The sequence below is a fragment of the Catenulispora sp. GP43 genome (genome assembly GCF_041260665.1).
In the GTDB taxonomy this organism is placed as follows: Bacteria; Actinomycetota; Actinomycetes; order Streptomycetales; family Catenulisporaceae; genus Catenulispora.
In genome coordinates, this window is sequence record NZ_JBGCCT010000034.1 from 120,667 (window position 1) to 127,046 (window position 6,380).

7 protein-coding genes are annotated in these 6,380 nt (G+C 71.0%); 4 read left to right on the forward strand and 3 right to left on the reverse strand.

Annotation, left to right across the window (positions count from 1 at the left end):
- The first annotated feature begins 2 nt into the window (after nt 1-2).
- Genes ABH926_RS44220 through ABH926_RS44230 form a run of 3 tightly spaced genes read left to right on the forward strand, consistent with a single transcriptional unit; the run spans nt 3 to nt 2,418 of the window.
- Nucleotides 3-638: a PadR family transcriptional regulator gene (locus ABH926_RS44220; protein ID WP_370372810.1), complete on the forward strand. Its 636-nt coding sequence runs from the start codon at nt 3-5 to the stop codon at nt 636-638.
- A 48-nt stretch (nt 639-686) separates the two neighbouring features.
- Nucleotides 687-1,262: a pyridoxamine 5'-phosphate oxidase family protein gene (locus ABH926_RS44225; RefSeq protein ID WP_370372812.1), complete on the forward strand. Its 576-nt coding sequence runs from the start codon at nt 687-689 to the stop codon at nt 1,260-1,262.
- A gap of 43 nt (nt 1,263-1,305) precedes the next feature.
- Complete coding sequence (locus tag ABH926_RS44230; RefSeq protein WP_370372814.1) at nt 1,306-2,418, forward strand: acyl-CoA dehydrogenase family protein; 1,113 nt, start codon at nt 1,306-1,308, stop codon at nt 2,416-2,418.
- A gap of 56 nt (nt 2,419-2,474) precedes the next feature.
- Here ABH926_RS44230 and mctP read toward each other — a convergent pair whose 3' ends face one another.
- From mctP to ABH926_RS44245, 3 genes are all read right to left on the reverse strand, one after another.
- A complete protein-coding gene (gene mctP / locus ABH926_RS44235; RefSeq protein WP_370372816.1) occupies nt 2,475-4,199 on the reverse strand; it encodes a monocarboxylate uptake permease MctP in 1,725 nt (574 codons plus the stop codon).
- A complete protein-coding gene (locus ABH926_RS44240) occupies nt 4,196-4,567 on the reverse strand; it encodes a DUF3311 domain-containing protein (RefSeq protein WP_370372818.1) in 372 nt (123 codons plus the stop codon). The genes mctP and ABH926_RS44240 overlap by 4 nt, the downstream gene beginning before the upstream one ends.
- Nucleotides 4,568-4,678: 111 nt before the next feature.
- Complete coding sequence (locus ABH926_RS44245) at nt 4,679-5,443, reverse strand: hypothetical protein (protein WP_370372820.1); 765 nt, start codon at nt 5,441-5,443, stop codon at nt 4,679-4,681.
- A gap of 632 nt (nt 5,444-6,075) precedes the next feature.
- Here ABH926_RS44245 and ABH926_RS44250 point away from each other — a divergent pair.
- Complete coding sequence (locus ABH926_RS44250) at nt 6,076-6,225, forward strand: hypothetical protein (RefSeq protein ID WP_370372822.1); 150 nt, start codon at nt 6,076-6,078, stop codon at nt 6,223-6,225.
- The last annotated feature ends 155 nt before the right edge of the window (nt 6,226-6,380 follow it).

Sequence of the window (6,380 nt, forward strand, 5' to 3'; positions counted from 1 at the left end):
AGGTGAGCCCTCAGTCACAGGACGAATCGGCGGAGACCGGCACCGGCGATCCGCACCTGCCCGCGACGAGCTGGGCGGTGCTCGGCATGCTGTCCTTCGAGCAGGAGCTGTCCGGCTACGACATCAAGAAGTGGGCCGACTGGTCGCTGAAGCTGTTCTACTGGTCGCCGTCGTTCAGCCAGATCTACAGCGAGCTCAAGCGGCTGGAGAAGCACGGGTACGTGACGTCGCGGACCGTGATGCAGGAAGACGTGCGCGGCAAGCGCGTGTACGCGATCACGGATTCCGGGCGCGAGGCGGTGCGGACCTGGGCCCGGACCGCGCCGGTCGAAGTGCCGGTGCTCAAGCACGGGGTGCTTCTCCGGGTGTGGTTGGGGCACCTGACCGAGCCGGAGCGGCTGCGCGAGATCGTGACGGAGCATCGCGACAACTCCGAACGCCGGCGCGCCGAGGCGGCAGTGGACGCCGAAGCTGCGCACGACGAGACGGACTGGGCCTATCCCGAGATCGCGCTGAAGTGGGCCGAGCGGTATCACGCGGCCGAGCGTGACCTGGCCGAGCAGATGCTGCTCGATCTGGACGAGCTGGCGGCTTCGGGGCGGGCCACGGAACCGGCGAGAGCAGAAGAGCGTCCATGATCTGATATTCCGTTGCCCAGAATGCGGGCACGGGAGCACACTCGAAGCATGGTCAACGTGCACGAGGTGATCGACGCCAAGCTCCGCAAGTTCATCGAGGCGCAGCCCCTGTTCTTCGTGGCGACCGCACCGCTGGCCGCCGACGGGCACGTCAACCTCTCGCCGAAGGGCACCCGCGGCTCGCTCGCGGTCCTCGGCTCGGACCGGCTGGCGTACCTGGACCTCACCGGCAGCGGCGCCGAGAGCCTGGCGCACCTCCGGGAGAACGGCCGCATCACGCTCATGTGGGCGGCGTTCGAGGGGCCGCCGAACATCGTGCGCGTGCACGGCACCGGCGAGGTGCTGTGGCGCGACGACCCGCGCTGGGCGGAGTACATCGGACTGTTCCCGGCGGCGGCCGACCCCGGCGCGCGGGCCATCGTCCTGGTCCAGGCGAAGCGGATCAGCGACTCCTGCGGCTACGCGGTGCCGTTCATGGACTACCAGGGCGAGCGGCGGCTGCTCGCCGAGTACTTCGGCCGGCGCGACGAGGAGTTCCACGTCGACTACGTGGCGCGCAAGAACGCCACGAGCATCGACGGACTGCCGGCGGTTCCGGTGGAGACGCTGCGCGCATCGCGATAGACCGCTCTGGCGGGTTGGCACGAAGCGGGCTACGGTCCGCGGCATGCGCTTCGACCCCGAACAGCAAGAACTCCGGCGGACGGTGCGGACGCTGCTGGAGCGGGCCGCCGGCGGCGACGTGTGGCGGTTGCTCGCCGAGCAGGTCGGAGCGCTCGGCCTGGCGATCCCCGAGGAGTACGGCGGCGCCGGCTTCTCGGTGCTGGAGACGCACGTGGTGCTCGAGGAGCTCGGGGCGGCCCTGGCGGCGCCCGGGTTCTTGAGCACGACGCTGGCCGCGCAGGCGATTCTGGCCGGGGACGCGGCGGCGGCCAAGGCGGAGCTGCTGCCGGGGATCGCCGGCGGCGGGACGCGGGCGACGGTGGTGTGGGGTGGCGCGGCAAAAGCATCGGCCGGGGCTCCGGTCGAGGCTCCGGTCGGGGGTTCGGTCGGGGGGCCGGTCGGGGGTCCGGCGGATTCCTTGCTCGGGACTTCGGTCGTGGCGTCGGCCGTGGGCGGCGGTTGGCGGCTGACCGGAGCAGAAGACCATGTGCTGGATGCCGGGGATTCGGACCTGTTCGTCGTTCCGGCGCGGATGCCGGCCGCCACCGGATTGTTCGTCGTCGCTGCCGCCGATGCCACTGTCACCAAGGTCGAGACTGTCGATCCGGGCCGCCCCCAAGCACGCGTCGCATTCCAGCACTCCCCCGCGCAGTTGCTCAGTTCGCAGGCCCCGCTGGACCGGATCCTCGACCTCGCCTGCGTGGCACTCTCCGCCGAGCAGGTCGGCGCGGCGCAGCGGGCCTTCGACCTGACCCTCGCCTACGCCAAGCAGCGCGTGCAGTTCGGTCGTCCGATCGGCTCGTTCCAAGCGGTGAAGCACCGGCTGGCCGACATGTACACCCTGCTGGAGTCCGCACGCTCCGCCTCCTACGGCGCCGCCTTCGCCGCCGCGTCAGGGCACGAACTCACCGTCGCCGCGTCCCGGGCCAAGGCCTACTGCTCCGAGGCCTTCGGCACCATCGCCGGCGAAGCGATCCAGCTCCACGGCGGCATCGGCATCACTTGGGAGCACCCGATCCATCTCTACTTCAAGCGCGCCCACGCCACCTCGCAGCTCTTCGGCACCCCCGCGTGGCACCGTCGCCGCTACGCCGCGGCCACCGGTCTGGCCGCCTGAGGCCGCACAGCACGAAGCCCCGGGTCCCGCTGCCGGACCCGGGGCTTCGTCCGCTGCTAGGCCGAAGTCTGCATCTCCGCGAGCGCCGGCTCGGCCTCGATCAGGTCCGGCAGGTCCGCGTCGCCCTCGTCGGCGGTGTAGTCGGCGCGCTGCGTCTCGTCGACGCCGTCGGCGACCTTCAGGGCGCGGAACACGAGGGTCAGCACGACCGCGACGACCAGGTTCAGCACCAGTGCCGTGATGGCGATGTACGAGTACAGATGCGTGCCCGGCACCTTCGCGATCTGGTTGCCGAAGTGCTGCTGCAGGACCACCTTGCCGGTGGTGCCGCCGAGCTTCTTCTGCTGCCAGGCCACGACGACGCCGTAGATCACGCCGGTCCACAGGCCGATGACCAGTGCCCAGCGGTGGAACCAGCGGTTGAACAGGCCTATGACGATCGCCGGGAAGGTCTGCAGGATCAGCACGCCGCCGAGCAGCTGGAAGTTGATCGCGCTGGTCGCGTCCAGGCTCAGGACGAAGGCCAGGGCGCCGAACTTCACCAGCAGCGACACCGTCTTGGACACCTGGGCCTGCTGGTGCGCGGTGGCATCCGGCTTGATGAAGTCCACGAAGATGTTGCGGGTGAACAGGTTCGCCGCCGCGATCGACATGATGGCCGCCGGGACCAGCGCGCCGATGGCCACCGCCGCGAAGGCGACGCCGGCGAACCAGGACGGGAACACCGCGTCGAACAGGGCCGGGACGGCGTGCTGCGCGTTGCCGCCGAGGTGGCCGGTCGCGGTGCCGTTGAAGCCGACGGCCAGGGCCATGTAGCCCAGCAGCGCGATGAAGCCCAGCACCAGCGAGTAGATCGACAGGCCCGCGAGGTTCTTGCGGACCGTGTTGCGGCTCTTGGTGGACAGCACGCCGATCTGCGCGTGCGGGTACATGAACAGCGCCATCGCCGAACCGAGCGCGAGGGTGGCGTACGGGAAGGCGTTAGTCTTGCCGTTGGCGTCGTTCAGGGACAGGAAGCCGGGCTTGGTCTTGCCGGCCGGACCGGAGGCGGCCAGGTGGAAGATGCCGTGCCAGCCGCCGGCGATGCGGGTCGGGATGTAGATGACCGCGACGATGATGACCAGGTAGATCAGGAAGTCCTTGACGAACGCGATCACCGCCGGGGCGCGCAGACCCGAGGTGTAGGTGAACGCCGCCAGCACCGCGAAGGCGATGAACAGCGGGAGGTCCTTGACGAAGGTCGAGGAGCCCTTGCCGCCGATGCCGATCACGTCCAGGCAGGCCTGGATGCCGACCAGCTGCAGCGCGATGTACGGCATCGTCGCCACCACGCCGACGATCGCGACCGCCAGGCCCAGGGACTTGGAGCCGTAGCGCCCGCGGGCGAAGTCGGCCGGGGTGACGTACCCGCGCTTACGCGAGACCGACCACAGCCGCGGCAGGAACAGGAAGACCAGCGGCCACACGATGATCGTGTACGGCACGGCGAAGAAGCCGAACGCGCCGGCGGTGAGCGCCGCGGGCACCGCGACGAACGTGTACGCGGTGTACAGGTCGCCGCCGAGCAGGAACCAGGTGATCCAGCCGCCGAAGCTGCGGCCGCCCAGACCCCACTCCTCCAGATGGTTGGCCTCGCGAGCCTTGCGCCAGCGCGCGGCCAGGAAGCCGAGCACTGAGACCAGCAGGAAGAAGAAGACGACGACGGCCAGTTCGGTCTTGTTGACGCCGTGCGTGCCGACGTCGGGGGTCGGGACCTTCGAGGCGGTCAGGCGGGGTGTCATTCCGAGTCCCCTTCCGTGGGCGCTTCCTCGGGTGCTTCCTCAGGCGCTTGCTCGGGCGCTTGCTCGAACGTGCCATCAGCCGCGATCTGCTCGACCACCGAGGCGGGTACCACCGCGGCGGGTACCCGCTTGCGGGCCAGTTCCTCGCGGCGCACGACGAAGTACGCCAAGGCCATGAGCACGGCCGTCACCGCGACCCACAGCAACTGCCACCAGAAGAAGAACGGGAAGCCCGCGACCTCTGGCTTGTCCTTGTCGAAGATCGGCACCCACAGCACCGCGACGAAGGGCACGATGACGCAGACCGCCGCGATGAGGCGGGCCGGCGTCACCACCGGCCCTCTAGTACTCAGCTCGCTCTCTGACATGAGACGAGACCCCTCCCGTTTACGTAGGGAAACTGCGCCGAAATCTAATCGCAAGGCGCGCATCCGATCAGGGGCTCGCTGACAACGACTCGGTAACGGATGCTAGTTGTCTCACCCGTTGATCTGCGTGAACTGCTGAAGCGCGTGTCGGAAGGCGGTCGGCTCGATGCTCAACGGTTCAGAGTAAGGCTGAGACAAGCCGATGACGATCAGGATCCCCAGACCCACCATCGCCCCGAGCCCGGACAGCACGATCACGTTACGGCCGTTGGCCGTCAGCCCGACCAGCGGCGGGTAGGCGACCAGCAGGATCGCGGCGATCACCATCGCTATATAGAGCAGCGAGGGCATCGAGTAGTTGACGTCGGCGGCACGGATCAGCCGCTTGGAGTAGACGTCGTCCAGGGCGGCGGCGACGTCGGCCCGGTCCTTCTCGTCGGCGGCGGTGGCCGGGTGGATCGCGCCGACCTCGATGCGCAGGCCGTCGAGCGCGGCGGCGGAGGTGTCCGAGGTCTGATGGCGGCCCATCGCCGGCCAGTCGTCGGCGACGACTTCGTTCGCGTACATGGTCAGGCCGGCGCGCACCCGGTCGCGGTCGGCCGGCTGGAGTTTGCCGGCCAGCCAGTACGCGGTGGTGACGGACCGGGCCTCGTCGTACGTGTGCTGACGGTCCGTGTTGTAGGTCGACCAGGTACTGGCGATGAGGAACGCGGTCAGCAGGATGAACGAGGAGAGCAGCGCGCTGCCCACGACCGACAGGGCCTGCGGGTTGTGGGACCCGGACACCGCGCGCTCGGAGCGTCCGAGCAGCCGGGCCAGCCCTACCGCCACGATCACGCCGACGACGAGGGCGACGATCGCCCAGAACACCATCATGGTCTGCCTCCTGTAGCCGGCCCGGAAGGTCCGGAGGGTCCGCCGACGGCCCCGCCGGCCGCGGCGGCCGCCGCGATGGTCGCGGGGACCATCAGGGCGACGAGAGTGGTCAGGCCCCAGTCGGGGGCCGACTCCGGCCGGTCCGGCGGCGGCGCGGCGGTGGCCGGGGGGATCGCAGGCTTCTGCGGAGGCTGCGGCGGCGCGGCAACGCGGTGCACCGGAGGCGGCGGCACGGGCCGGGGCGCCGGGGGCCGGGGACGCGGCGTGGGCCGCGGCGGCGGTGGCGTCGGTGGCGTCGGTGCCGGCGTCGGGCGCGGGGTCGGCCTCGGGGGCGGCGGCGGTGTCGGCCGGGGAGACGGCGACGGTGGCGGCGTCGGTGGCGGTGGCGGCGTGGTGGTGGGATGCGGCAAAGGGAGGTGCTGGTGGAACGAGGGCCCGAAGGGGAGGCCCGGTTCCACCGGCAGCTCGGAGGACGGCGGCGAAGGCTGTCCCCCAGTCGGTGTCGGGAGGGGAGGCGACGGCGGTTCCGGATCGTCGGCGGCCAGTCGCCACGAGGATGCTCGCGCGACCGGAGCCGTCGCGGGCCCGCCGGGCCATCCCGCGAGCGATGGGCTCGCGAGGACCGTCGGCGCGTGCGTGCCGCCGACGCCGGCCAGGCCGAGCCCCAGGCCCGCCCCCACCCCGATCCCGAGCACCGCGACCTGGACGGACACCGCGACCCCGGCGCCGAGTCTGCTGCGAACCACGGCTGTGCCGCCTCCGTTCCCCCACCAGGGTCCTGATACCGAAGGGCCCGGCCGGCGAACTCCCCCGACACTCCCCCACCGTTCGGCCCCGGCGTGGGGGGGGGGGGGGGCGCGCCCCCCCCCCCCCCCCCCCCCCCCCCCCCCCCCCCCCCCCCGCGGCGCCGCGCCCCGCCTCCAGCGCCGCGATCATC

Coding starts and splice junctions, on each gene's coding strand:
- mctP (WP_370372816.1), bottom strand. CDS start 4,199: ATGACACCCCGCCTGACCGCCTCGAAGGTCCCGACCCCCGACGTCGGC.
- ABH926_RS44240 (WP_370372818.1), bottom strand. CDS start 4,567: ATGTCAGAGAGCGAGCTGAGTACTAGAGGGCCGGTGGTGACGCCGGCC.
- ABH926_RS44225 (WP_370372812.1), top strand. CDS start 687: ATGGTCAACGTGCACGAGGTGATCGACGCCAAGCTCCGCAAGTTCATC.
- ABH926_RS44245 (WP_370372820.1), bottom strand. CDS start 5,443: ATGATGGTGTTCTGGGCGATCGTCGCCCTCGTCGTCGGCGTGATCGTG.
- ABH926_RS44230 (WP_370372814.1), top strand. CDS start 1,306: ATGCGCTTCGACCCCGAACAGCAAGAACTCCGGCGGACGGTGCGGACG.